Source organism: Priestia sp. TSO9, from assembly GCF_021029645.1.
GTDB classification, from domain to species: domain Bacteria; phylum Bacillota; class Bacilli; order Bacillales; family Bacillaceae_H; genus Priestia; species Priestia megaterium_E.
This window is the reverse complement of sequence record NZ_JAJEKD010000016.1, coordinates 194,828-220,823: the sequence shown is the minus strand read 5'-3', so window position 1 is coordinate 220,823 and position 25,996 is coordinate 194,828. Positions and strand designations below refer to the sequence as shown.

Here is a 25,996-nt window from a genome sequence, read left to right as displayed (position 1 = left end):
AGGGAACACGATGACAAAAGGACGCGTTACTCAAATCATGGGTCCGGTTGTAGACGTAAAGTTTGACAACGGACACCTTCCGGCAATTTATAACGCCCTTAAAATTTCACATAAACCGAGCAGTGCAAGTGAAGTTGCAATCGAATTAACATTAGAAGTTGCGATTCACTTAGGTGATAACACAGTTCGTACAGTAGCAATGTCATCCACTGACGGCTTAGTTCGTGGATTAGAAGTAGAAGATACAGGTGCAGCAATCTCAGTACCAGTTGGTGACGTTACGTTAGGTCGTGTATTTAACGTATTAGGTGAAAAAATCGACTTAGACGCCCCAATCGATGCAGGTGCACGTCGTGATCCAATCCACCGTCAAGCACCAAAGTTCGAAAATCTATCTACACAAGCTGAAATTCTTGAAACAGGTATTAAAGTAGTAGACTTATTAGCTCCTTACATTAAAGGTGGAAAAATCGGTCTATTCGGTGGTGCCGGTGTAGGTAAAACAGTATTAATTCAAGAATTAATCAATAACATTGCTCAAGAGCACGGCGGTATTTCAGTATTCGCTGGTGTAGGTGAGCGTACGCGTGAAGGTAATGACTTATACCATGAAATGACAGATTCTGGTGTTATTAAGAAGACGGCTATGGTATTTGGACAAATGAATGAGCCACCTGGTGCACGTCAACGTGTTGCATTAACAGGATTAACAATGGCAGAATACTTCCGTGACGAACAAGGTCAAGACGTATTATTCTTTATTGATAATATCTTCCGTTTCACACAAGCGGGTTCAGAAGTATCAGCATTACTTGGCCGTATGCCATCAGCAGTAGGTTATCAGCCAACATTAGCGACAGAAATGGGTCAGCTTCAAGAGCGTATCACGTCAACAAGCGTAGGTTCTGTAACATCGATTCAAGCGATTTACGTACCAGCCGATGACTATACGGATCCAGCTCCAGCGACAACATTTGCTCACTTAGATGCAACAACAAACTTAGAGCGTAAATTATCAGAGATGGGTATTTACCCTGCGGTAGATCCATTAGCATCTACATCTCGCGCTTTATCTCCTGAAATTGTTGGAGAAGAGCACTATGCAATTGCGCGTCAAGTTCAACAAACGTTACAGCGTTATAAAGAGTTACAAGATATCATTGCAATCCTAGGTATGGATGAGTTATCTGATGAAGATAAACTTGTTGTACAACGTGCTCGTCGCGTTCAATTCTTCTTGTCTCAAAACTTCCACGTAGCAGAACAATTTACAGGTCAAAAAGGTTCTTATGTTCCTGTAAAAGAAACTGTTAAAGGATTTAAAGAGATCTTGGAAGGTAAATACGATCATTTACCTGAAGATGCTTTCCGTTTAGTTGGTCGCATTGAAGAAGTTATTGAAAATGCGAAACGTATGGGAGTAGAAGTTTAATTTAAGGGACATAGGAGGTTTTTTAAATGAAGACAATCCATGTCAGTGTAGTGACTCCTGATGGCCCAGTTTACGAATCAGAAGTGGAAATGGTAAGTACCCGAGCACAGAGCGGTGAGCTTGGTATTTTACATGGCCATATTCCGATGGTTGCTCCTTTACAAATTGGAGCCGTCCGCTTGAAGAAAGCAAGCAGTACAGAACTTGTGGCTGTTAGCGGAGGATTTCTTGAAGTAAGACCTGACAAAGTAACAATTCTTGCACAGGCTGCTGAAACAGCTGAAGCGATTGACGTAGCTCGTGCAGAAGAAGCGAAAAAGCGCGCTGAAATGCGCCTTGATAGCAAACAAGACGACGTTGATGTTAAGCGTGCTGAAATTGCCTTAAAACGGGCAGTCAATCGTTTAGATATTAGTCAACGTAAGTTCTAAAAAAAGCCCTCTCAAACGAATGAGAGGGCTTTTTTGCTCTATTATACAAAAGAGGAAGAGCAAATAGCAGTCATCTATGATTATATATTCCATTCAACTAAGCGCATCCATCTTCTTTATTTTGCTCAATAGTGGAAAAGGATCTTAAAATAGGGAATAAAATAAATGTTTTTCATGTTACCGTTTACGAATTTGCATAAGTGTGCTTTAATATGAAAAGAAGAGACGATGATCGTCTCTTCTTTTCATATGGTGTTTAAAAGGAGTGCTTTTATTGTTTGGAGGAATTGAACAGCAAACGTTACTAACCATGATTTCACATTTGATTTTTATTGTGATTACTTGGTATGCTTTGCAAGGCTTTCAAATTGAAAAGCTGATGAAACCTAATCATGTGTTTCAAGCAAAATTAATGCTTATTTTATTGACCATTACGATTTCATCAACAGTAAGTAATTTCTTTTTGGATTATTTATTTTGGTCACAGCGCATTCCCTCATTTTTTCAATGATTGGCCAGCTATGAGTCTATGATAAAATAGACGTTCATTCATTGAAGATATACGAATTTATACGCTAATGTATGTCGCTATGTCTAAATATGACGACCCTTTTCATGTATGTATCATCGCCTTCTGGAAAGACTGGTGAGTACGGAGAGGGAGTGGCGAAATGTTTAAAAAAATTAGTGTCTTTTTGGCTATTTTCATTACTGGCTTATTCGTATATCATGGAAGTTATGTGAGCAATGCCCAAAACAATGAAACTACTATTGAGAAGATTGTTCACACCTTAAATAAGCAGCATGTTTCGTTAACTGAAGTATCGTTGTATGCAAGAGAAGAAGTAAAAGCTGTCACTGACCAAAAAACCTTTGATTCGCAAGCTAAAATTATTAAAAGTAATTTTAGAGGTTTTAAATGGGAAGTGAAGAGGGAAAGAGACCTATGGAAAGCAATAGGTACACGCAAAAGTGAAGATGTGAACGAAGTCATTCTGTTAACTTATGCGATCGATGAACACAGCAATGCGTACATATCGTATCATGTAACGGGACAAGGTTTAAAAGAAAAAAATATGACCCATTTTCAAAATGTATTTCAGACAAATTATGAAAAAATTTTCCTATCAGAACCCATAATTTTCTCTTGTGCAACAGGGGAAATCAATGATAAGATGGAAAGTGTTTTGTCTGTTGAAATTCAAGACCTATTACGAGCTTTCAATGCTAAACCAGTGGAATCTCTAGTGGAAGAGTCATTTACCTCTGTTTCAGCATATACTGGACTGTGGAAAGAAGCTCTTCAAACGAAAAAGCAGGAAATGAACTTACAAATTGCATTACGCAAGACAAGAATGGGCGGTCAAACAACCATAGTTGTTGGCACACCTATCATTACGTCTGAATATTAATATAGAGAAAATGGACGCGGAGGGGAATACCTTGGAAAAAATCATCGTCCGCGGTGGAAATAGATTAAGCGGTACAGTTAAAGTTGAAGGAGCAAAAAACGCCGTTTTACCTATTATCACTGCAACCTTATTAGCTAGTGAAGGAAAAACAATTCTAAATGATGTACCAGCTCTCTCCGATGTATTTACGATTGGCGAAGTTTTAAGACATCTGAATGCAGAAGTAGATTTTGAAACAAATCGTGTAGTTGTAGATGCATCAAGAGAGTTAAAAACAGATGCACCTTTTGAATATGTAAGAAAAATGCGCGCTTCAGTACTTGTAATGGGTCCTTTATTAGCGCGTATGGGTGAGGCTCGTGTAGCTTTACCTGGTGGATGTGCGATTGGATCAAGACCGATTGATCAGCATCTTAAAGGCTTTGAAGCAATGGGTGCTAAAGTTCAAGTAGGAAATGGTTTTATTGATGCAAAAGTTGAAGGACGACTAAAAGGTGCTAAAATTTATTTAGACTTCCCAAGTGTAGGTGCCACAGAAAATATTATGATGGCAGCAGCATTAGCGGAAGGCACTACAATTATGGAAAACGTAGCAAAAGAACCTGAGATTGTCGACTTAGCAAACTTCTTAAACGCAATGGGCGCTAAAGTTCGCGGTGCAGGAACTGGTACGATCCGTATTGAAGGTGTTAATAAATTATATGGTGCAGAACATGCAATTATTCCAGATCGTATCGAAGCTGGAACATTCATGGTAGCAGCAGCTATTACAGGTGGAAACGTACTTGTACGCGGTGCAGTAGCAGAGCACATCAGTTCACTTGTTGCTAAAATGGAAGAAATGGGTGTTGAAATTACTGAAGAAGGCGACGGCTTACGCGTTGTAGGACCTGAAAAGCTAAAATCAGTAGATATTAAAACAATGCCTCATCCAGGTTTCCCTACGGATATGCAATCTCAAATGATGGCATTATTATTAGCAGCAGAAGGCACAAGTATGATTACAGAAACAGTTTTTGAAAACCGCTTTATGCACGTAGAAGAGTTTCGCCGCATGAACGCTGATATTAAAATTGAAGGGCGCTCTGTTATCATTAACGGACCTTCTCAACTACAAGGCGCTGAAGTAGCAGCAACAGATCTTCGTGCAGCAGCAGCGTTAACATTAGCAGGACTTGTAGCAGACGGCTATACGCGTGTAACGGAATTAAAACACCTTGATCGTGGTTATGTAAATTTCCACAATAAATTAGCCGCTTTAGGCGCTGATATTGAACGTGTAAATGACGAAACAAAGCAAGTAGAACAAACTCAACAGGCTTCAGACGTGAAGTAAATATGTCATAAAAAAGCATCTCATAGCGAGATGCTTTTTTTGTCGTTGGACGACCCTTATGGCCGGTTTGCTGTCATAAAAGGTTGTCCACCTCCATACATATGGAATATAGGGATATAGGTGTTCCTTGTCAAAATAATAGATATGGAGGCTAGGCGTTCATGAAACAAGCAAAGCCAATCGTCGTACTAGGAGTCATCTTTTTTTTCGTTGTGTTACTCATCCCAACACTTCTCGTTGTTCCTTTTACTGAAAAGACAGATGGAAAGCTACATGAAAATGTCAAACAGACCCCACAAACCGAAAAACTACAAAAAGTGACAGCGTCTCCTCTTGACGTCAGTGTTTATCGTACGGAAACGAAAAAAGTAGAAAAACTGCCGCTCGAAGACTATCTTATAGGGGTAGTAGCAGCTGAAATGCCTGCTACTTTTGAGCTTGAAGCACTTAAGGCTCAAAGTTTGGCAGCCAGAACCTATATTGTGCAAACTATGATGAATGGAAATAGTCATCTTCCCCAAGGAGCGGATGTAACTGATACTGTAGAGTACCAAGTATATTTAAATAAAGATGAGCTAAGAAGCAGATGGAACAAAGACTATGATTGGAAAATCAAAAAAATTCAAGAAGCAGTGAAGGACACCCAAGGTCAAATTCTTACGTACAAAAATAAGCCAATTAATGCTACGTTCTTTTCTACCAGCAATGGTTACACTGAAAATTCAGAAGCGTATTGGAAGAATTCCATTCCTTATCTAAAAAGTGTAGCTAGTCCATGGGATAAAAAGTCCCCTGAATTTACAAATCAGAAAGTAATGTCTGTTGCTAGCTTTGAACAGAGGCTTGGAGTGAAATTAACAAACAGTGGATCAGTAGGTGAAATCGTCTCTAGAACGCCGGGGCAGCGAGTAGATTACGTAAAGATAAACGGTAAAGAACTGTCGGGAAAAGATGTTCGGGAAAAATTGGGTTTATCGTCAGCCGACTTTCATTGGACAAAAAAAGGTAATGAAATTATCATCAACACAAAAGGATATGGACATGGTATTGGGATGAGTCAGTACGGAGCAAATGGTATGGCACTGGAAGGAAAAACGTATAAAGATATTGTTACTCATTATTATACAGGTGTTGCGATTACCCCTAACGATCAGTTTGTTGCACAATTGACAGCTAAACGCTAATTCAAAGACCCTTATATCAGGGTCTTTTTTTATGGTTTTCACTTTTTTTAAATAAAATGTATATTTTAGATTCATCTGTTGAAAAATAATCGAAAAAATTTTTTATCGCTGTGTATATATTCATTCAATTGTGTTCAGACTGATTGCTGAGGTGATGATATATGAGAGAGGAAGAAAAGAAACGTACTTCTCCAAAATCGAAAGTTCAAAAATTAGTTAGAAAGCGTTGGGTGTTCCCGGCTATCTATTTAGCGAGTGCAGCAATTATTCTTACAGCAGTCCTTTGGTTTCAAGCTAATGGAAACGATATTAGCAAAGAAGACAAAAGCGGCTATAGCCAAGACGGTACGGCTTATCGAGACGACGCTGTAGAGGTAAATGCTTCGCTTGAAAATTTAAAAATGCCAGTTGCTAGTGAAGCATCAGCTATCGTGAAAAAGCCTTTCTACGACGATCAAGCATCTGAAAAACAGCAAGAAGAAGCACTAGTTTTCTACAACAATACGTATCATCCAAACACAGGTGTTGACTTAGCTGTTAAGGGAGATAAATCATTTGATGTTGTAGCAGCAGCTAGCGGTACAGTAACAAAAGCAACAAAAGATCCTTTACTAGGTTATGTAGTAGAAATTGATCACAAAGATGGTTTAGTAACACAGTATCAATCTCTTGAGAAAGCTGATGTAGAAGTAGGAGATATTGTTAAGCAAGGCCAAACGATCGCAAAAGCTGGAAAAAGCTTATATAATCAAGAAGCAAAAACACATGTACATTTTGAAGTTCGTAAAGATGGTGTAGCAATTAATCCAAGCAGTTATTTTGGAAAATCTGTTAGTTCTATCAAAGAAGTCAAAGCAGCTGAAGTGACAGAACCAAAAGACGACTCTTCTTCTGAAGAATCAAAGGATAGCGAAAAATCATCTGATGAAAAGACTAAAGAAGATAAAGATTCAAAACAACCTTCAACAGATACGTCTAAACCAAATGCATAAGGCAAGACCATAAATATGAAAAGAAGCTGGATAAAATCGAGCTTCTTTTTTTATGAATTTTTCTAAAATGAGATGCATTATGTTAAAAAAGTAAATAAAAAACACTAAATTTTCAAAAAAATATAAGAAATCACTTGTCCTTACTGACTTTTCTAGCATATATCTGCACACAAGCTAATAAACTGTTACAAACCTATAAAGAGAATGTTAGAAAAGGGATAATATATACATTCCCTTGGATACTTCTCATATCCAATTTGGGGAGGGCGAGTAGTGTGCACGATTACATCAAAGAGAGAACTATCAAGATTGGAAAGTATATTGTAGAAACAAAGAAAACAGTTCGTGTAATTGCGAAAGAATTTGGCGTTTCGAAAAGTACTGTCCATAAAGATTTAACAGAGCGTCTACCAGAAATAAATCCTGAGTTAGCAAATGAAGTAAAAGAAATTCTTGATTACCATAAATCTATTCGGCATTTGCGTGGAGGAGAAGCAACAAAATTAAAGTACAAAAAGGAAGAAGAAACTGTAAAATGAAAAAATGCCCAATATTGCCTTTTTTATAGAGGTAGTATAGGGCATTTTATTTTTTGGATAAAATAGGTATATAATAAATATTTTTGCTAATAACAACATACATATACAAATTGTGATAAAATAGTAAATTAGGAAAAAAGAATGGTTATCATGCAAAGATATGTAAATAGAAGGAGGATTTAAGGTATGTTAGCAAAAGACATTGGTATCGATTTAGGTACAGCTAACGTCTTAATTCACGTTAAAGGCAAAGGAATTGTGTTAAATGAACCGTCTGTTGTGGCGATTGATAAAAATACAAATAGAGTGCTAGCAGTAGGGGAAGAAGCGAGACGTATGGTAGGAAGAACGCCCAGTAATATTATTGCCATTCGTCCCTTAAAAGATGGTGTTATCGCTGACTTCGAAATAACAGAGTCTATGCTCAAACACTTTATTAACAAATTAAATGTAAAAGGTTTTTTATCCAAGCCTCGCATTTTAATTTGTTGTCCAACAAATATTACTTCTGTTGAACAAAAAGCAATTCGCGAAGCTGCTGAAAAGAGCGGTGGGAAAACCATTTATTTGGAAGAAGAACCAAAAGTCGCGGCTATTGGCGCTGGAATGGATATCTTTCAGCCGAGCGGAAATATGGTCGTAGATATTGGTGGAGGTACAACCGATGTGGCCGTCCTTTCAATGGGCGATATCGTAACAGCAGCTTCTATTAAGATGGCTGGTGATCGTTTTGATGCCGAAATTTTGCAGTACATTAAGCAAAAATATAAGCTCTTAATTGGAGAGCGTACAGCAGAAGAAATTAAAGTGAAAATTGGTACGGTGTTTCCTAAAGCGCGTAATGAAGAGCTAGACATTCGAGGGCGAGACATGGTTTCAGGCCTACCACGTACGGTTACTGTTTATTCTGAAGAAGTAGAGGAGGCACTTAGAGAGTCTGTCAGCGTCATTGTACAAGCTTCGAAAAGTGTATTAGAGCGTACACCTCCCGAACTTTCTGCCGATATTATAGACAGAGGCGTTATTTTAACTGGCGGTGGAGCATTGCTTCACGGTATGGATCAGCTGTTAGCGGAAGAATTAAAGGTGCCTGTGCTAATTGCAGAAAATCCAATGGGTTGTGTAGCTGTTGGAACAGGTATTATGCTCGATAATATTGATAAACTATCTCGTCGCAATATTGTTTAAATAAATGAAGACTCCTCTATTGGCTCGTTTCATACAGAGGAGTCTCTTCTTTTATCTATTATACTCTGTGAACTAGCTCTAACGAACAACGTTTACTTGTAAGGAGGATGAAGTATGTTTAAAGGGTTTTACACGGCAGCAGCCGGTATGCTGTCTCAACAGCGTCAAACTGACTTATTAACGAATAACATAGCAAATGCTAATACGCCAGGATTTAAAGCAGATCAAGGTACGTTAAAGGCATTTCCTGATATGTTGCTGCAGCGAATGGAATCTGAAGATTTACCTACTGAACGTAGCATCTCTGTTCAGAACAAAAAAGACATAGGTGCGATTAATACAGGCGTGTATATGCAAGAAACAGTTCCAAATTTTACACAAGGTGATCTTCAGCAAACATCTCAATCAACTGATATTGCATTGATGGAGCAAAATATGCCTACAAAAGAGGGCGGACTATTTTTTGTGGTACAAAGCCCTGATAATACGCCTCAATACACAAGAAACAGTAATTTTACATTAGATCAGGAAGGTTTTTTAACTACGTCTACCGGAGCTTATGTATTAAATACAAATAATCAACCGATTCAACTAAAAAGTGAAAACTTTACAGTTGATTCACAAGGTAACGTAACAGAAAATAATCAGCAGGTTGCACAAATCGATATTGCTTATGCTAGTGATTTACAAACGATTAAAAAGACAGGGAATGGATTGTATGAAACGCTGAACAATCAGTCTTTGCCTTCAGCAAGGAATAACCCAGGCATTTCTTATCAGTTAAAGCAAGGATTTGTTGAACGTTCCAATGTAGATGCTGCTCAAAGTATGACTGATTTACTAACGGCTTACAGAGCTTTTGAGGCAAATCAAAAAATAATGCAAGCTTACGATAGGAGCATGGATAAAGCGGCAAATGAAATTGGGCGTGTGCGCTAAAAGCAACAGGGGAGATGAGAAGGATGAACCGTACAATGATAACAGCGGCCAATACGATGGGACAGCTGCAGCAGCAGCTTGATGTCATTGGTCATAATCTATCTAATACAAATACGACAGGATATAAAGCGAGAGATGCTTCATTTAATGATATGCTGTATCAACAAGTAAACAATCAAGAAGACAAGGGAACAGAAAAGCGGCTTACGCCAGCCGGAATTCGGCAAGGCACAGGAGCTTATTTAGATCAAACGAGCTTGAATATGACGCAGGGTGCTTTTCAGAATACAGATAAACTATTAGATGTAGCTGCATCTAATCCAAACGTTTATTTTCAAGTTGCCGTAAAAGATTCCCAACAGCCTGTACAATATACGCGAGATGGTTCTTTTCATCTTAGCCCCGAAGGCCCGAACAATGTTAAATTAGTAAACGGTTCTGGTCAGGATGTGCTGGGGGAAAATGGTCAAGCTGTTATTTTCAGTAACGTGTTCAAAGATATACAAATTGATGGAAGTGGAACGATAACGGTTACTACGAATACAGGCGTTGACCAGTTTACCCTTGGGTTAACAAATGTCCAAAAGCCGCAGGTGCTAGAAGCTAAAGGAGAAAATCTATTTGCCTTTCCAGCAGGGATGAACCAACCGAATATGTTTACAGATTTGACTGGAAAACCTCGAGAAACAGCAGGCGTAGAGCAAGGAAAACTGGAACAGTCAAATGTAGATTTGAGCAAAGAACTCACTGATATGTCCATTGCTCAACGTGCGTATCAATTTAATTCCCGCTCTATTTCAATTGCAGATCAAATGATGGGCTTGGTTAATGGAATCAGAGCTTAAGCAAGTAGTTGCTTCTCAATTGAGCATTCTGTATATTGATAATAGTATCGTATGTTACATGCGGTTTGAAAGGAGACTTATTTATGCTTGATATTGAACAAATTAAAGAAATTATTCCACACCGATATCCATTTTTATTGGTCGATCGTATTTTAGAAGTGGAAGAGGGAAAAAAAGCAGTTGGTTTAAAAAACGTATCTGCCAATGAAGAATTTTTTAACGGGCATTTCCCTGACTATCCTGTGATGCCAGGGGTTTTAATTGTAGAAGCTTTGGCTCAGGTAGGAGCAGTAGCTATGCTAAAAAAAGAAGAAAATCAAGGACGTTTAGCGTTTTTTGCAGGCATTGACAACTGCCGTTTTAAAAAGCAAGTAAGACCTGGTGATCAACTGCGTTTAGAGGTTGAAATTGTACGTGCGCGTGGATCTATTGGCAAAGGAAAAGGTATCGCAACTGTAGATGGAGAGTTAGTCTGCGAAACAGATATTATGTTTGCTTTAGGCGATAAAAAAGAATAGTACATAAGAGCTGCTGATGCAGCTTTTTTTATTGGCGCTGCAAAGCAGAAAAAAGTTTCCTTAATAAAGGTATAATATCCGTTAGCAACTCTTTTTGAAGTGTTGGTGACAGAGATGAAAATTGTAAGAGCACATGTTTCAATAAGGGCTGTTTATCTATGAGGGTTAAAATGGTATCGTCTTGTGAATCCGATTCACATTTTCTTGTTAAGTAAAGAAGTTGGAAGTCATGTAAATGATCTTGTTTATAAGAGGAAGGCTCAATAAGTTGGTCCAGCGTAATTTGAAAACAATTACATAGAGATAAAAAATCAAAAATGGAAGGCGTTTGTTTCGAACATTCCCATTTTGAAATAGTTGTACGAGAAACATTCAACTGATTTGCTAATTCTTCTTGTGAAAATCCTCCTTTTAGTCTGAACTGTTTAATTCTTTCTCCAAAATCCTTCATATGCATCACCTGATTTCGTAAAGATAAATATATGTCTTATTGTTCGAATGTAGTTCATATTCTTTATAACATGCTGAATTCGCACAATATGAAACATATACACTTTACCTTCTGCAATAAAGGGAATAAAACCTGTTTTTATTTCTTTTTTTTCTCTAAAAAGATTCATTTTTCTGCATGGATATAAAAAAAAGAACAAAAATAAAGGTTTTTATAGTAAAAAAATCCTATTTTTTGTTCGGTATATTGAAAAAAATGGTTGAATAACGGGGAAAAATGCATTAATATACGAATTACAAAGAAAAAGGAGTGAAAAAATGACAAATTTTTATTTGAAAAGGCAAGGCGCTCGCATAAGAGATAATCGTTTCAAACGTTCTAGTTGTGCTCATTTATTTTTAGGAAAAAAAGAAAGGTACCTCTCCAGTGAGTTCTCTTTTCTTTACCCTTCTCATGGACCAACGAAAAAGACCGCAAACAATAATCCTCTCTTTTAAACCCAGACACCTTGAGATGACTTGACTTATTTTTTAGATGTACTTTTTATCGGTCTGTTTCGAAGCTGCAGTTTGAACTGTTGAAGTAAATCTTGACCTGATAACCCTTGGTTAATTAAATCCTCTAAGAGCATTTCAGCATAATGAAGTCTCCGTTCTTTTAAAACACCTTTCATCAACAAACTAATACGATTTTCACCAATTGAAGTAATGGAAGCCACGGTAGCTATAAAGGTAGCCGGATCATTTGTTTCTTTCGTAATTTTAGCTTCTACCGTCATTTTTTGTTTATCTTTCAACAAAACATGAAATTCATCGTACCATTTCTTATCGATAACTGCTTCTAAAATCCAGTTATTTTCGCCGTCTTCTTTATTAATAATAAGGCCATTAGTGAGTGAGACAGACTGACGCTTTTCTTGATCATCAACCAATTGAAATGACACAAGTTTAAATGTTTTCATTGATGTTTCCTCCTTTACGTAAATAGTAGGTTATCCATATTATAACATGAATGAGCTTAAAGATTCCCATTATTCAATCAGTTGGAGTGGTAGACTATGATTAACCATATTGTTCTTGTAGGAAGACTGACAAAAAAGCCTGAGCTTAGATATACCCATGAAGGGATTGCAGTATCTACTATTACTTTAGCAATTAATCGAACGTTTCGAAATGTTGAAGGTGAATATGATGCTGATTTTGTCAACATTACTCTGTGGAGAAAAAATGCAGAAAATACGGCTGCTTACTGTGATAAAGGAGCGGTTGTAGGTGTAGTGGGGCGTGTACAAACGCGCACATTTGAAAATAATCTTCAGCAACGAGTATATATGACCGACGTTGTGGCTGATGCTGTTAAGTTTTTAAGTGGAAAGCCATCCGATTCTTCTTCATTTGATTCAAATCAGCAAGAAGAATGAAGTTATCTAGCATGAAAGGGGGTGATTAGTTCGGCTAAGGTTCTAAGTCCTCTTATCTATCATAATAGAAGATAGATCCTCTTTAAGAGCAACAAGGCTCTTTCTATATTCTCAAGAGAGAAAATTAAAGTATTTACTATCCCCGAACTATTCCTCTATTTCAGCCGTTAAATCATTTAACGGTTTTTTTCTGTATATAAGAGATTGAGACGTAACTGAATCAATGCAATCTAAAGACAAACAAATGGGGTGAGCTAGTATAGGTCACTTGTTACACCACTGTTGATTTCCGTGCAAGACTTCGCTTTTCGCAGACGGCCGATGAGCCTCCTCGTCACTTGCGCACGGTCTCAGCTATTCTGCTTTTCTCGCAGGAGTCTTCGCTTTGCCCTCCACTCAACAGCTAGAAAACCTACGTCCACCCTACCAATGAAAAGATCCGAACGAGTTTGATTCTCCATCAAGAATCAAACTCGTTCGGATCTTCCTTTAACTAACATAATTTTGTTTCAGCTTTTATCAATTATTTAGAAAATCTTTTTGCACCTAAGTAGCGCTTGCTCCAGTAGCTGTTATCTAGGCTTGCAATGGTTACACCCGTAGAAGATCCAGCATGAATAAATTGACGATTACCAAGGTAAATGCCCATATGCGTAGGACCGCTAGAATATGTATTAAAAAATACTAAGTCTCCAGGCTGTGGATTACTGACAGATGTTGATACACTCCAATAACCAGCCGTCGTATAGCGCGTTGTAGAAATTTGTTGTTTCGTTACGTAATAAATGAATCCGCTGCAGTCAAAACCAGAAGGAGTCGTGCCACCCCATTTGTAAGGAACACCTATATAACGTTTTGCATCTGAAATCATTTGCGATACATTTAATTTTCCGTTAGAAGTTGAAGGTGTGGATGTACTTGTTTTTGTTGTTGTTGGCGTAGTTGTTTGGCTACTTTTTGATATCTTTAATTGTTGATTTACATAAATCGTATTAGACGTTAATCCGTTTATTTGTTTTAGCTCACTGACGCTTATGTGAAATGTCGAAGCTATTTTAGATAAGCTATCTCCACGCTGAACTTTGTAAGTTCCGTTTGCATCCTTAGAAGGAGTTTCTGCTGGTTTACTCGTAGTTGGAGTCGGTGCGCTATTGCTTCCATTTACTTTTAACGTTTGGTTAATATAAATAATGTTAGAAGAAAGAGCGTTTAAACGTTTTAATTCTTCTACGCTCATATTAAAACGAGTAGCAACTTTCCAAAGGGTATCGCCGCTTTGAACTTTATAGGTCGAACCAGTAGCAGGAGCTGAAGGCTTTTCTTCCTTATTAGATGGTTGAGAGGTTGAAGCAGAAGGAATCGATAACGTTTGTCCTATGTGAATTGTATTTGAAGATAACTTATTTACGCTTTTTAAAGCGTCTACCGTTGTATGGTATTTGGTAGATAATGACCAAAGTGTATCTCCAGCTTTCACTTGAACAGTTGAAGCAGATGCTTCAGCTGAAGCTTGATATAAGAATGTCCCGCCAACAATGGCGCCTAGAGACAAAGCGAGCTGCCTTTTTTTCATTAATAAATCCCCCTAATTATGTAAATGTTTCGTGTTTATTTTTCCAATATGTCTATTAAATTACAAAAATATTATATGTATAAATATGCTGGAATTTAAAGAGAAAGTAAAGGGTCTTTTTCGCTATAAAAATACCTTTTTATTCAAAAAACGCTATTTATTGCGCTTTTTGTATCTTTATCAGTAGCTGTAGAATGATTTACACTTATTTGTTTGTGTCGAATGATCTAATAAAAAAAGAGGACAAGTAAAAAAGTCCTCTTTTTAGTAACGCTGTAACACATTTTATAATTTTTCTTATTCATTTCTGTATGCAAGAAGCTCTTGTAGTTCGTTATTAGAAAGTTCTGTTACCCATTGATCTCCTTGGATGAGTTCATTGTTTAGATGTTGTTTTTGATTGATCACTTCATCAATTTTTTCTTCAATCGTTCCTCTTGTAATAAACTTATGAACATGAACAAATTTATTCTGCCCAATTCGATGGGCGCGATCGGTTGCTTGGTTTTCAACGGCTGGGTTCCACCATCGGTCAAAATGAATAACGTGATTTGCAGCTGTTAAATTCAATCCAGTTCCACCTGCGCGAAGAGAAAGGATAAAGATGGCTTTTTTCCTTGCTTGAAATTGAGCAACCATTTCATCTCTTTGTTCTTTCGACAAACTTCCGTGGAGGAATAAAACCGGCTCGTTGATTTCTTTTTCTAAGGTTCTTTGCAGCATGAGTCCTGTTTCAATATATTGAGTAAAGATTAAACAGCTTTCTTGCTGTGTGCGAATGCTCTCTACGAGTTCAATAATTTTTTCACTCTTATGAGATCGCCTTACCGTTTGTTTAGCTGGACTTTCCTTTAAGTACAAAGCTGGATGATTGCATAATAATTTTAGCTTATTTAGTGTTTGCAAAATCATGCCTTTTCGTTCAAATCCTGTTTTTTCCTCTGTTTCTTGAAGCATTCCTTGAACTAGCTCCTGGTAAAGTGAAGCTTGTTCCGCTGTGAGCGGGATATATTCTTTTTGTTCTTGTTTATCAGGCAGCGAGCGGGCAATGTTTTTATCTTGTTTTGTTCTTCTCAATAAGAAAGGTTGAATGAGTGCTTTAAGCTCAACAGTTCGTTCAGGTTTCTCGCCTTTTTCAATGCCTGCTACAAATCGGTTTTTAAATGAATTGATTGTTCCTAAGTAACCAGGATTGATGAATTCAAATAATGACCATAGTTCCAGCAGACGGTTTTCAATTGGAGTTCCAGTAAGCGCAATTTTGTGTCTTCCTTGCAGCTGACGGATGGCTCTCGCCTGTTTAGTCTGCGGGTTTTTAACATGTTGTGCTTCGTCTAAGGAAATGCTGTTCCACATAAATCCTTTCAGCAATTCGACATCCAAAAGAGCAACTTGATAAGTCGTGATCACAACGTCAGTACTTTCACATATTTTCTCAAATGCGTATCCGTTGGTTCTTTTCGGCCCGTAATGAACATGAACACGAAGAGAAGGGGCAAATTTCTGTAATTCTTTTTCCCAGTTTCCAATTAAAGAAGTTGGGCAAACGATAAGAGAAGGAGAGCTGTGTAACGGATGAATATTTGTTAAATAACTAATTAATTGAATAGTTTTACCTAGCCCCATGTCATCTGCTAGACATCCTCCTAAGTTAAACTTTCTTAGAAACATGAGCCAATTCAAACCTTGCTGCTGATAAGGTCTTAATGCACCTTTGAATTCAGAGGAAGGCAGCACTTCCGGCAGCCGTTCTAAATCCGTTAAGGATGTAATAAATGATTGAAAGGAAGCGGGGAGTTGGAACTCAACTTTTACCTCTTCTTCATCAGTTTTACTGTCTGCCATGTAGGTTAGCTTCGTTTTTAAAATTTCATGAATGGAGACGCCTTTTTTACTAGCTTCTTTAACAATTTTCTGCGCTTGTTTAATTAATCTAGAATCCAGTTGAATCCACTGTCCGTTAATAGATAATAATCGGCGTTTTTGTTCGACTAATTTCCGAAACTCTTCTTCTGAGAAAGTTTGATCACCAATAGAAAATGACCAGCGGAAGCTGCTGATAGCTTGTTTACCAAACAATGCAGATGAAGTATTTTCTATAGCGCCAGATACTTTGATGGTGGCTTTTTTTAATGATTCCCACCAGCTTGGCAAATGGATAGAGACACCTTGTTTAATCAATGCTGCACTATCTTGAGTTAGAAATTCCCATACTTCCTCGTCTGTTAGAACAGACTGAATAAACGCTCCTTTTTGGTATAAAGTAGGAGCCAATGCTTTCCATCGTTCGTGTTCGTAAGCGATATATGATTCGTAGTGGTTCCACTCTTTAGGAAGCGTTCTTCCCAGTACAAAAGGTTCTTTGGCTTCATCGTGGGGAATCACGAATGTTTCAGCTGTCCATACATCTCCATCGGTCGCTGGCTCTACAATACGCAATGAAAGGTCAAAGGGAGGATTATAGCTCTCGCCTTCTATGCTTATTAAAAAGTCCTTTCCTTCTTTTTTTAGTAGGCTCTCTTTAATTTGTGCTCGCCACTCTTGCTCATCAGCTTGTGAAAGCGATCCAGTCATTTGTTTTTTAAAAGGAAGAGAATGAAATTTCCCTTGGATAATCCTCTTTGTCATATCGACTGCAATTTGCTGATAAGCTTCCGCTGAAGCGGACAAAGCCGGTTTCAACACATGCTGTTGAATAGGTGATTGTATGAAAGTGAACATTTGCCATGCAGAAAGAAGAATTCCTTTTTTTCCATTAATCTCAACCTGTGTAGCTTCGCTTCCGTAATAGGTCTGTTCATGCCATAGAAACAGCGCATCTTTCCATGTATCAGGGAGCAAAATTTGGCCGCTAGGTGATACACAGTAGAGAAAAAAGTCACCGTGTACAGGTTCGACTTCAAGTGTTAAATGAAACAAATCAAACATTCAGTAAATCTCCTTTTTCTAATAGTTGTTGAAACGCGCGCTGTTTCTTCGTTTTTATCGCTAATTCTTCTATATAATGTTCCCATAGTAGAGAGCGATTCATTTGTAGATAAAGTCTCTTTAATTCTTGTAAGTATATATAGGCTTCTTGATAACTGCTTTTCTTTTTTTCATAAATCAGCTTTGAAATCATTTGATGGTAAAGAGGAATAACCAGCTTTTCATCTTTTTGTTTTAAGGCTTCTATCGTTTGCTCATCATATTTGATACTGTCATATTGAAGAAGCACCTGTAATTCAACCCACTTTTTCAATTGGTCAGAAGCATATAGAAAATCACTGTATTCAATAAAACTATAGGGAAGTAACGTTTGCAATGCTTCAGTATACAAAGTTTGATCGTTCGTTAAGTCTTTATAGTGCTGAAATAAATTTACAATCATGGAGACCATGTTTCGGCTTCCTTGATAAGTAGTCGGAACGGTGCGTACGTAATCTCCTATATAGACCATTATATAAGAGCCCCACTGAGCAAAGCGGCCAGTTTCTTTTTCGTGCAATAAATCATTTAACCAAGGAATAAGATAGGGAATCATTTGTAAGGTTTCATCGCTCAAACGTTCTTTTGCTTCGTCATCTTTTTCTTGAAGGAATAAAAGATAGGAAAGAGCTGTATTGTTTATAAAAGAACCGTGCTTGACTTTTAATTCGCGTTCCTCAGTTTTTCGCCACTTTTCTAACGTGAAGACTTTTTGCCAAATAACGCGATAAATCTCAATACGTTCATATTGTAAAGGCATATCTTTATGCAATAATTCTCGGATGTATGGAATGCTGTCCTCCATAATAGATAATGCATCTCCATCGTATTTCGTTTGCTTTAATGAATCAGCGGTAGCATAAATTTCATTTGTTATTTTGTAGACGTGACTATATACAAATGATTCCTCGATGTTAGTAGAAAGCTGATGTGCCTGTAATTGAGCTGATAGTTTATAGAATGTATGAACCGCTCCATACATACAAAATAAAGCATAAAGCAATGGGTGCTCAGGAGCCTTTTTCACTAAAGCACGGTAATAGTACTGATAATATTCATGATAAATGGAACGGTCATTTTCGTTCCGCCCCTGCATAAAAAGCGTATACTGCTCCTCAAAAGTTTGTCTCCACTCTTGAAAAGTTGTCTTCGGCTTTTTTAACACTTGTTTGGCAGATAGCATAGTCAAAGCTGCTTTTTCATGGTTTCGCCATTCTTTGAATAGGGGCGCAAGCGGTTCTATTAATGAATACATATAAAAAAACGCTGCAAAGCAGTGTTCACAAAATCCGTTATGCTGACAAGAACAGGTACTTTCAGGGAGCAACTGCTTGTTTAGTTCAACATAAAACGAATCAATTTTAATGTTTAATATCTGTTCGTCATTGTGCAAAATGAAGAATGAATGGGTACGGTAAAGGTCTAGTCCTGCTTGTGCATTCGTACGATAGCGTGCATCACTGTACGGGAAATGATGTATAAATTGGTGCTGTAAGTGATCTGAAAACGAACTCATAATCCCATTCCTTTCTATATATAAGTGGAGCATAAAATTATATTTATAAGTGATTAATTTTCTTTTCATTATAAATGATAAAAATAGAATTATACAAAATCTTTTGTTATGATAAAGCAGAATCCAACATGACTCTTTATAAAAAGAAATGGATTCCACATGACTTTGTGTACATACTCAATCGCAGACTTACTATACTATAACCAATAAGCACGATTGACATTGACAGGAGGAAAAGTAAGTGAAAATTCGTAAAGCTATTATTCCAGCAGCTGGATTAGGGACACGCTTTTTGCCGGCTACAAAAGCGCAGCCTAAAGAAATGCTGCCAATTGTAGATAAACCAACGATTCAATACATTGTGGAAGAAGCAGTAGCATCAGGTATTGAAGATATTTTAATTGTAAGCGGTCGCGGAAAACGAGCAATCGAAGACCATTTTGATAAATCATATGAGTTAGAAGAAACATTAGCCGCAAAGGAAAAGTGGGACATGCTCGAGGAAGTGCAGGGGATTTCGAATTTGGCTAATGTTCACTACATTCGTCAAAAGGAACCTAAAGGATTAGGTCATGCCATTCACTGTGCAAGAAGTTTTATCGGAGATGAACCTTTTGCTGTTATGCTAGGCGACGATGTAGTTCAATCAGAAACCCCTTGTTTGAAACAGTTAATGGACGTATACGAAAAATATGAATGCGCTGTAGTTGGTGTACAAGAGGTGCCTAGAAAAGAAACTTCAAAGTACGGAATTGTAGGTCCTAAAGGAGAGCCTCTTGAAAAAGGATTATTAGACGTAGAAACGCTCGTTGAAAAACCGAATCCAGAAGAGGCCCCTTCAGGCTATGCAATTATGGGACGCTATATTTTAACACCGGAAATTTTTGATATCTTAAGCAGAGAAGAGATTGGTGCAGGAGGAGAAATTCAATTAACAGATGCTATTTTACGCCTGAATGAATTTCAACGTGTTCTTGCTTATTATTTCGAAGGAAAACGTTATGATGTTGGAGATAAATTTGGGTTCATTAAAGCAACGATTGATTTAGCTCTGCAAAGAGAACCGCTGCGAGAAGAGTTAGTGAGCTATTTTAGAGAAATTGTCGAAAAAGAAGGGCATATGTAAAATATATTTACTGGGGGAACTATTGGGAATCAAGGAGATTTTCAATAGTTCTTTTGGGTTAGAGCTCTTTGTACAAAAGATGGTTATATCGTTTATTGATGAATTATCATAAAATGTTACATAATAATAAGTAAAAGAAATTATTTCATGTTTTTATATAAATGCTATCATGAAATGACATTTTTCGATATAATATCAGATAGGTTTTATTTATTAAGCATGTCATATAAAGGAGATTTTCTGCAATGACAAAGAAATTGTGTGTAGTTGGTTTAGGATATATAGGTTTACCGACAGCTGTTATGTTTGCCAATCACGGCTTATATGTACATGGTGTCGACGTAAATGAAAAAGCAGTAGAATTAATTAAAAATAAGCAACTTCATATAGAAGAAAACGGCTTACAAGAACGTTTAGAATCAGCAGTTGACAACGGCCACTTTACGGTAGGCACAACAGCTGAAGAGGCGGATATTTTTATTATTGCTGTACCATCACCAATTAATGAAGATAAAACGGCAAACTTGAACTATGTTCGAGAAGCGACAAAATCGATTGTTCCTTACGTTCGTAAAGGAAATTTAGTAATTTTAGAATCCACAGTTCCTCCGCGTACAGTAGAAGACGTTATGCTACCTGTGCTAAAAGAAACTGGTTTAGAATTAGGCAGGGAGTTATTTGTTTCTCATTCACCTGAACGCGTTATTCCAGGAAAAGTATTTGAGGAACTAGTAAATAATGACCGTATTGTCGGTGGTATTAACGAAGAGTCTAGTCGTTTGACTGTTGAGCTTTATAAAACATTTGTAAAAGGAAATATTCACGTAACGGATGCTACTACAGCTGAAATGGTGAAAGTAATCGAAAACACATATCGTGATGTGAACATTGCGTTTGCAAATGAGCTGGCAAAAATCAGTGAAAAAATTGGTGTAAATGCGTGGGAAGCGATTAAGTTAGCGAACTATCATCCACGTGTAAACATTCATTTACCAGGTCCTGGTGTAGGCGGCCACTGTATTGCTGTTGACCCTTGGTTCTTAACGGAGCTTCAGCCAGAACTGGCAAAAATTATTTCTCTTTCTCGTCATACAAATGATTCAATGCCTGAATATACAGCATTGAAAACGAAAAGCCTACTAGATGAAAAGGGCATTCAGCATGGACGTGTAGCTGTTTTAGGTTTAGCTTTTAAAGGAAATATTGACGATATGCGTGAAAGTCCATCAACAGATGTACTTCATCATTTAGAAAAGCTGGGCGTCGATTACACAGCATTTGATCCTCATATCAAAGAGAATAAAATCGAACGTCAGACGCAAAGTTTGGATGAAGCTGTTGCACATGCGGATGTGATTCTTATTTTAACAGATCATAATGAGTTCAAAGAGCTTCTTCCATCAGCTGTTGAAAATCACATGCGTACAAAAGTTATTTTTGATACGAAAAACTGCATTCAGCGTGATCAATGGAAAGCAGCAGGCTTTGACGTAGTGTTACTTGGTGATTCAAAAGTTTCTACTTTATAAAAAGACGGGCTGAACAGCCTGTCTTTCGTTTGTAAAAAACTAAAAAATCAACATACGGGTGATTTAATGAAGGAAAACATCTTAGGAATAGACGTTTGTAGCGACACGTACGATGAGCTAGCGGTAAAGTTACTTCAGGATATAGATAAAGGCCGAAAATCATTTATTGTAGCAATCAACCCTGAAAAAATTATGAAAGCACAAGAAGACAGGGAATTAAAGTCACTATTAAATCAAGCGACTTATCAAATTCCAGATGGAATCGGTGTGATTTTAGCTTCAAAGCTCAAAAAGGGACGTATTCGTGAGCGTGTAACGGGTATTGATATGATGCTGAAGCTGTGTAAAGAAGCAACGAATAACGGTAAAAGAATTTTTTTATACGGAGCCAAGCCTGGAATTGCAGATGAAGCCAAAGCTAAGTTGGAAGAGATGTTTCCAGGGATTTTAATTGTTGGAACATTAAATGGCTATGAAAAAAATGAAGAAGTCATTGAACGTACGATTAATGATTCAGGAGCAGAAATTGTTTTTGTGGCTTTAGGCAGTCCAGCCCAAGAAAATTGGATTATTGCTCATAAAGAGAAACTTAATCCTTCTGTTTATCAAGGCGTAGGGGGCTCGTTCGATGTTATTTCAGGACGATTGAACCGAGCACCTGCTGTTTTTCAAAAGTTTGGTTTAGAGTGGCTTTATCGACTGTTAAAAGAACCATGGAGATGGAAGCGTCAGTTAGAATTACCTAGGTTTCTTCTTCGAGTGTTAAGAGGTTAAAAAAGCATGCGGATATAATCCGCATGCTTTTTATTTTTAGATATCTTCTTTCTTGTTTTGCTGCTTGATTTCATCCGTTAGTTCGTGCAAGCTTTGTCTCACATTTCCTTTTCCGGAAAAATTTTCAATCAATTCCTTCACATCTATACCTGAGGATGCTTTCAGCGATTCTTGAAGAGAAGACATTAAGTTTGTTGCATAGCCAGTCACTTTATTAGCTCCGCTGTTTTCACCGTTGCTTCCTGTATCCACAACCGTAATTTTGTCGATATTTGCTAAAGGACTTGCAACTTGTTTTGCATATTCAGGAAGCATCTTGATAATCATATCTAAAATAGCCGCTTGACCGAACTGCTCGAATGCTTCAGCTACTTTTTGTTTAGCTTCAGCTTCAGCTAAACCTTTTAAGCGGATAATCTCAGCTTCAGATTCACCTTGGGCACGCTGAGCTTCAGCCTTTGCTAAACCATCAATTCGAACGCGTTCAGCTTCAGCTTTAGCCATTGCTTCAATTCGATATTTGTTGGCGTCTGCTTCAGCAAGCTGTTTGGCTTTTTCAGCTTCTGCGGATTGCTCAACAGAGTAACGATCTGCATCTGCTTTCTTTTTTACTTCAGAATCGTATTGACGCTCACGACGAAGAATTTCTTTTTCTTCTAATTCAATTTGTTTCTGACGTTCAATGATGCGGATTTGCATTTCTTGTTCTGTTACATCTTGTTTCGCGCGAGCTGTTTCTAGATCATATGCTTGGTCAGCACGAGCTTTGGCAATATCTTGTTCGCGACGATATTCAGCGGTTTTTAACTGATTCATTTTTTCAGCTTCCGCGATTTCTGTATTTCGCTCAAGCTCCGCTTTTTGGGCATCTTTATGAGCCTCAGCACGCTTGATTCTTGTTTCTTTTTCAGCTTCCGCTGTTGCAATGTCAGCATCTCGCTTAACTTGAGCAATACGAGGTTTCCCTAGAGATTCTAGATAGCCGTTCTTATCCCGAACGTCTTTAATTGTAAACGATACAATAATTAATCCCATTTTAGCCAGATCTTGTGAAGCTACGCGCTGTACTTCTTGAGAGAATTTTTCACGATTTTTATAAATTTCTTCTACCGTCATAGAACCAAGAATCGAGCGAAGGTGACCTTCTAAGACTTCTCTAGCTTCGGTTTCGCGATCTTCTTTTGCTTTGCCTAAAAACTGCTCAGCGGCCGTTGCAATTTCTGAAATAGAACCTCCAATTTTGATGATTGATACCCCATCAGCCATAACAGGAACACCTTGTTCTGTATATACTTCAGGTGTAGATACTTCCAGTTTGCTTGACAGCAAGCTCAGAGGCTCAGCCTGCTGAAAAACTGGCAGCACAAACGTACCGCCTCCGCGAACAATTTTAATGCGGTTTCCGGATTCATCGACGTGCACGTTTTTATTTCCCAGATAGCTTCCTGTTACAATTAATGCTTCATCTGGACCTGCTGTACGGTATTTTGTAATAAATACGGCAATCAGCGCAATTAATAAAAAAACAACAATTCCAACGACAACTAATATAGGTGTTGAAAACATAAAACTCCCCCTAATACTATTTATAATGAGTGATTGGTCATAACTTCTTCATAAATCACAACGAGTGCGTTGCCCCTTTGTATATCTACAACAAGCACTTTGCTGCCTAAAGGTATAGCAGTGTTTTTAAAGCTGGCAGCGGGTTTGGAAATAGTGCCGCTAACCCCTTCGATAAATACTTCTCCATAACCATCTGCAGGAACGGAAGTAATAATGGTACCAAGTCTTCCTTTTAACGAATCTTCAGTAAAAGCAAGAGACTCTTCAGCCGATGATAAAGGAATCAATACAAAAACGTTGAGCAAAATAACGAGTAGAAGGGCAATAAGAGCGGAAATCGAAATAATCCAATAATTTTGCAATGACGTATAGGCGAACAAATATCCACTGGCACTAAAGAATGTTAAAAAAGAAAAAAGAAGAGTGGGGTTAAAAAAAGGTATCGCTTCAGATAATCCATCTAACAAATCGCTAAATAAAATGTATAAGAAGGTGAGACTTCCGCAGATAATTAATCCATACAAATACACTGTTTGAACAGATAGACCGAACATAGTTCATTCAACACCCCCCTTATGTAAAATGATTAATGCTGTTTCTACTATGTATTACGAACCGTATCGAAAAAAGTTTCATTTTTTTGATAAAATTCCTTTTTTTATTTAATTTTATCTCTATCCATTTCACTATTTTTTAACTTTTAAATGATATAAGATAAGGACAACGATTCAGTCGATGTGGTTTGAAGTAGTGGACATGCATAGGTCAAAAGTTTGTTCATATAATGAGTGGGGCCATGTGAAATAAAAATAAAGGTTTAAATATGCTTAATAAAAAGGAAAAAGAGTTAGAGATGACGAATAAATTAGACGAAAAGGGGGGAGTTCGTTTATATTTTAATAAAGTATAGTAAAGAAAATGTTCTACATAAAATAACCACATAAGAATAAAGTAAATCAGCTGTTTATACACCAAAAAATACAGTTCTTTTCTATTGATAGTTTGTAAATGTGCTAATTTTTGAGAATAAATTTCTATTTAAGTAGTAGAATCATTGTGATATAATCCATTTTGGGAATAAGTAAGTAATTATTGTGATACGCAATTTGAAATACTATCCAATTATATAAAGTTGGATACATTTTTTATGGTTTTGGTTAACATAAACCTGAGGAGGGTCTCCATGCTATATTTGACCTTGTTTATTTGTTTTATTACATCTATTCTGATCACTCCGCTGGTTAAGAAGCTGGCGTTTAAAATAGGTGCAACGGATAAACCAAATCAACGAAAAGTTCATCAAAAAATTATGCCTCGCCTTGGAGGTTTGGCGATATTTTTTAGTTTTCTTATTGGATACCTCGTTTTACAGCCTGACAGTAAATATGCGCTGCCGATTTTAATCGGAAGCATCATTATCATCATTACCGGTGTCTTAGATGATATGATTGAGCTATCCGCTAAAATCAAATTAGGCGGTCAGCTAGTAGCGACATTAATTGTTGTTGTATACGGTGGAGTCCAAATTGACTTCATTAACTTGCCGTTTGGCGGAAAATTAGAATTCGGAATGTTAAGTATTCCAATTACGGTATTATGGATTGTAGGAATTACCAATGCTATTAATTTAATTGATGGATTGGATGGATTAGCTGCCGGCGTTTCCTCTATTGTATTGATTACCATCTCGGGTATGGCTATTATGATGGGCAATGTGTTTGTGACAAGCATGGGTTTCATCGTATTGGGAAGTACGCTCGGATTTTTGTTTTACAACTTTCACCCCGCTAAGATTTTTATGGGGGATACAGGAGCATTATTTTTAGGCTATATGATTTCTGTATTGTCTCTGTTAGGATTTAAAAATGTAGCGGTTATTTCCTTCATTGTTCCAGTTATTATTTTAGGGGTACCAATTTCAGATACGTTCTTTGCTATTATTCGCCGAATCGTAAAAAATCAACCGCTATCGGCTCCTGATAAATCTCATTTGCATCATTGCTTGTTGCGCTTAGGGTACAGCCATAGACAAACGGTTTTAATTATTTACGGAATGAGTGCGATATTTGGTTTAGCGGCAGTTATCTTCTCAAAGGTACAAACAATGTGGGGGTCTTTTCTTGTACTAGCTATCCTCCTTGTAGCGATTGAAATTATCGTTGAAAAGATAGGACTAGTTGATAAGACATATAGGCCAATTCTCAACATGGTTCGTGGACTTCGTTTAAAAAATTAATTAAAAAGACCTCTTGGATATC

General features: G+C 37.3%; 24 protein-coding genes. 17 read left to right on the top strand and 7 right to left on the bottom strand.

The window, feature by feature from the left end:
• The first annotated feature begins 10 nt into the window (after positions 1 to 10).
• From atpD to fabZ, 12 genes are all read left to right on the top strand, one after another.
• A complete protein-coding gene (atpD, locus tag LJC66_RS26030; RefSeq protein WP_013059799.1) occupies positions 11 to 1,432 on the top strand; it encodes a F0F1 ATP synthase subunit beta in 1,422 nt (473 codons plus the stop codon).
• A 26-nt stretch (positions 1,433 to 1,458) separates the two neighbouring features.
• Positions 1,459 to 1,863, top strand: a complete 405-nt coding sequence (locus tag LJC66_RS26025; protein ID WP_028411988.1) for a F0F1 ATP synthase subunit epsilon — start codon at positions 1,459 to 1,461, stop codon at positions 1,861 to 1,863.
• Positions 1,864 to 2,137: 274 nt separating this feature from the next.
• Positions 2,138 to 2,374 carry a DUF1146 family protein gene (locus LJC66_RS26020; protein ID WP_013059797.1) on the top strand — a complete coding sequence of 79 codons (237 nt, stop codon included), beginning with the start codon at positions 2,138 to 2,140 and terminating at the stop codon, positions 2,372 to 2,374.
• A 160-nt stretch (positions 2,375 to 2,534) separates the two neighbouring features.
• Entirely contained in the window at positions 2,535 to 3,275 is a 741-nt protein-coding gene (locus LJC66_RS26015) for a YwmB family TATA-box binding protein (RefSeq protein WP_230933802.1), read from the top strand.
• A 31-nt stretch (positions 3,276 to 3,306) separates the two neighbouring features.
• Entirely contained in the window at positions 3,307 to 4,611 is a 1,305-nt protein-coding gene (murA, locus tag LJC66_RS26010; RefSeq protein WP_028411990.1) for a UDP-N-acetylglucosamine 1-carboxyvinyltransferase, read from the top strand.
• Positions 4,612 to 4,772: 161 nt separating this feature from the next.
• On the top strand, positions 4,773 to 5,795 hold the full coding sequence (gene spoIID, locus LJC66_RS26005; protein WP_050690857.1) for a stage II sporulation protein D: 1,023 nt from the start codon (positions 4,773 to 4,775) through the stop codon (positions 5,793 to 5,795).
• 161 nt (positions 5,796 to 5,956) lie between these two features.
• Complete coding sequence (spoIIQ, locus tag LJC66_RS26000) at positions 5,957 to 6,787, top strand: stage II sporulation protein SpoIIQ (RefSeq protein ID WP_028409695.1); 831 nt, start codon at positions 5,957 to 5,959, stop codon at positions 6,785 to 6,787.
• 275 nt (positions 6,788 to 7,062) lie between these two features.
• Positions 7,063 to 7,326 carry a sporulation transcriptional regulator SpoIIID gene (spoIIID, locus tag LJC66_RS25995; protein WP_013059792.1) on the top strand — a complete coding sequence of 88 codons (264 nt, stop codon included), beginning with the start codon at positions 7,063 to 7,065 and terminating at the stop codon, positions 7,324 to 7,326.
• A 186-nt stretch (positions 7,327 to 7,512) separates the two neighbouring features.
• The gene (gene mreB, locus LJC66_RS25990) at positions 7,513 to 8,514 is read left to right on the top strand and encodes a rod shape-determining protein (RefSeq protein ID WP_013059791.1); all 1,002 of its coding nucleotides are present in this window, start codon (positions 7,513 to 7,515) and stop codon (positions 8,512 to 8,514) included.
• A gap of 114 nt (positions 8,515 to 8,628) precedes the next feature.
• On the top strand, positions 8,629 to 9,453 hold the full coding sequence (locus tag LJC66_RS25985; protein WP_028409694.1) for a flagellar hook-basal body protein: 825 nt from the start codon (positions 8,629 to 8,631) through the stop codon (positions 9,451 to 9,453).
• Positions 9,454 to 9,476: 23 nt separating this feature from the next.
• A complete protein-coding gene (locus LJC66_RS25980) occupies positions 9,477 to 10,298 on the top strand; it encodes a flagellar hook-basal body protein (RefSeq protein ID WP_230933801.1) in 822 nt (273 codons plus the stop codon).
• Between the two features lie 83 nt (positions 10,299 to 10,381).
• Complete coding sequence (gene fabZ, locus LJC66_RS25975) at positions 10,382 to 10,816, top strand: 3-hydroxyacyl-ACP dehydratase FabZ (protein WP_013059788.1); 435 nt, start codon at positions 10,382 to 10,384, stop codon at positions 10,814 to 10,816.
• A gap of 28 nt (positions 10,817 to 10,844) precedes the next feature.
• Here the strand turns inward: fabZ and LJC66_RS25970 are convergent, their stop codons facing one another.
• Both LJC66_RS25970 and LJC66_RS25965 read right to left on the bottom strand, forming a co-directional pair.
• Positions 10,845 to 11,267 (bottom strand): helix-turn-helix domain-containing protein, encoded by a 423-nt coding sequence (locus LJC66_RS25970; RefSeq protein WP_195695687.1) that lies wholly within the window; start codon positions 11,265 to 11,267, stop codon positions 10,845 to 10,847.
• A 523-nt stretch (positions 11,268 to 11,790) separates the two neighbouring features.
• Positions 11,791 to 12,228, bottom strand: coding sequence for a YwpF-like family protein (locus tag LJC66_RS25965; protein WP_014457773.1), 438 nt, complete (start codon positions 12,226 to 12,228; stop codon positions 11,791 to 11,793).
• 96 nt (positions 12,229 to 12,324) lie between these two features.
• On the opposite strand from LJC66_RS25965, the gene ssb reads away from it, so the two are divergent.
• A complete protein-coding gene (gene ssb / locus LJC66_RS25960) occupies positions 12,325 to 12,687 on the top strand; it encodes a single-stranded DNA-binding protein (protein WP_136790294.1) in 363 nt (120 codons plus the stop codon).
• A gap of 523 nt (positions 12,688 to 13,210) precedes the next feature.
• Here ssb and LJC66_RS25955 read toward each other — a convergent pair.
• The 3 genes from LJC66_RS25955 to LJC66_RS25945 form a co-directional block, all read right to left on the bottom strand.
• Positions 13,211 to 14,260, bottom strand: a complete 1,050-nt coding sequence (locus LJC66_RS25955) for a C40 family peptidase (protein ID WP_195695688.1) — start codon at positions 14,258 to 14,260, stop codon at positions 13,211 to 13,213.
• 297 nt (positions 14,261 to 14,557) lie between these two features.
• Entirely contained in the window at positions 14,558 to 17,188 is a 2,631-nt protein-coding gene (locus LJC66_RS25950) for a DEAD/DEAH box helicase (protein WP_195695689.1), read from the bottom strand.
• Entirely contained in the window at positions 17,181 to 18,743 is a 1,563-nt protein-coding gene (locus LJC66_RS25945; RefSeq protein ID WP_230933800.1) for a replication initiation protein, read from the bottom strand. The genes LJC66_RS25950 and LJC66_RS25945 overlap by 8 nt, the downstream gene beginning before the upstream one ends.
• Before the next feature lie 241 nt (positions 18,744 to 18,984).
• Here LJC66_RS25945 and galU point away from each other — a divergent pair, with 241 nt between their 5' ends.
• The 3 genes from galU (at position 18,985) to LJC66_RS25930 (ending at position 22,172) form a co-directional block, all read left to right on the top strand.
• A complete protein-coding gene (gene galU, locus LJC66_RS25940; protein ID WP_029319374.1) occupies positions 18,985 to 19,869 on the top strand; it encodes a UTP--glucose-1-phosphate uridylyltransferase GalU in 885 nt (294 codons plus the stop codon).
• Between the two features lie 245 nt (positions 19,870 to 20,114).
• The gene (locus LJC66_RS25935; protein ID WP_195695691.1) at positions 20,115 to 21,398 is read left to right on the top strand and encodes a nucleotide sugar dehydrogenase; all 1,284 of its coding nucleotides are present in this window, start codon (positions 20,115 to 20,117) and stop codon (positions 21,396 to 21,398) included.
• 66 nt (positions 21,399 to 21,464) lie between these two features.
• Positions 21,465 to 22,172, top strand: a complete 708-nt coding sequence (locus tag LJC66_RS25930) for a WecB/TagA/CpsF family glycosyltransferase (RefSeq protein ID WP_013059779.1) — start codon at positions 21,465 to 21,467, stop codon at positions 22,170 to 22,172.
• 36 nt (positions 22,173 to 22,208) lie between these two features.
• Here LJC66_RS25930 and LJC66_RS25925 read toward each other — a convergent pair whose 3' ends face one another.
• Together LJC66_RS25925 and LJC66_RS25920 are read right to left on the bottom strand one after the other, a co-directional pair.
• Entirely contained in the window at positions 22,209 to 23,738 is a 1,530-nt protein-coding gene (locus tag LJC66_RS25925) for a flotillin lipid rafts scaffold protein FloT (protein ID WP_013085445.1), read from the bottom strand.
• Positions 23,739 to 23,758: 20 nt separating this feature from the next.
• Positions 23,759 to 24,292, bottom strand: coding sequence for an NfeD family membrane protein (locus LJC66_RS25920; RefSeq protein ID WP_013085444.1), 534 nt, complete (start codon positions 24,290 to 24,292; stop codon positions 23,759 to 23,761).
• 629 nt (positions 24,293 to 24,921) lie between these two features.
• On the opposite strand from LJC66_RS25920, the gene LJC66_RS25915 reads away from it, so the two are divergent.
• Positions 24,922 to 25,974: a glycosyltransferase family 4 protein gene (locus LJC66_RS25915; protein ID WP_013059776.1), complete on the top strand. Its 1,053-nt coding sequence runs from the start codon at positions 24,922 to 24,924 to the stop codon at positions 25,972 to 25,974.
• Positions 25,975 to 25,996 lie beyond the last annotated feature (22 nt).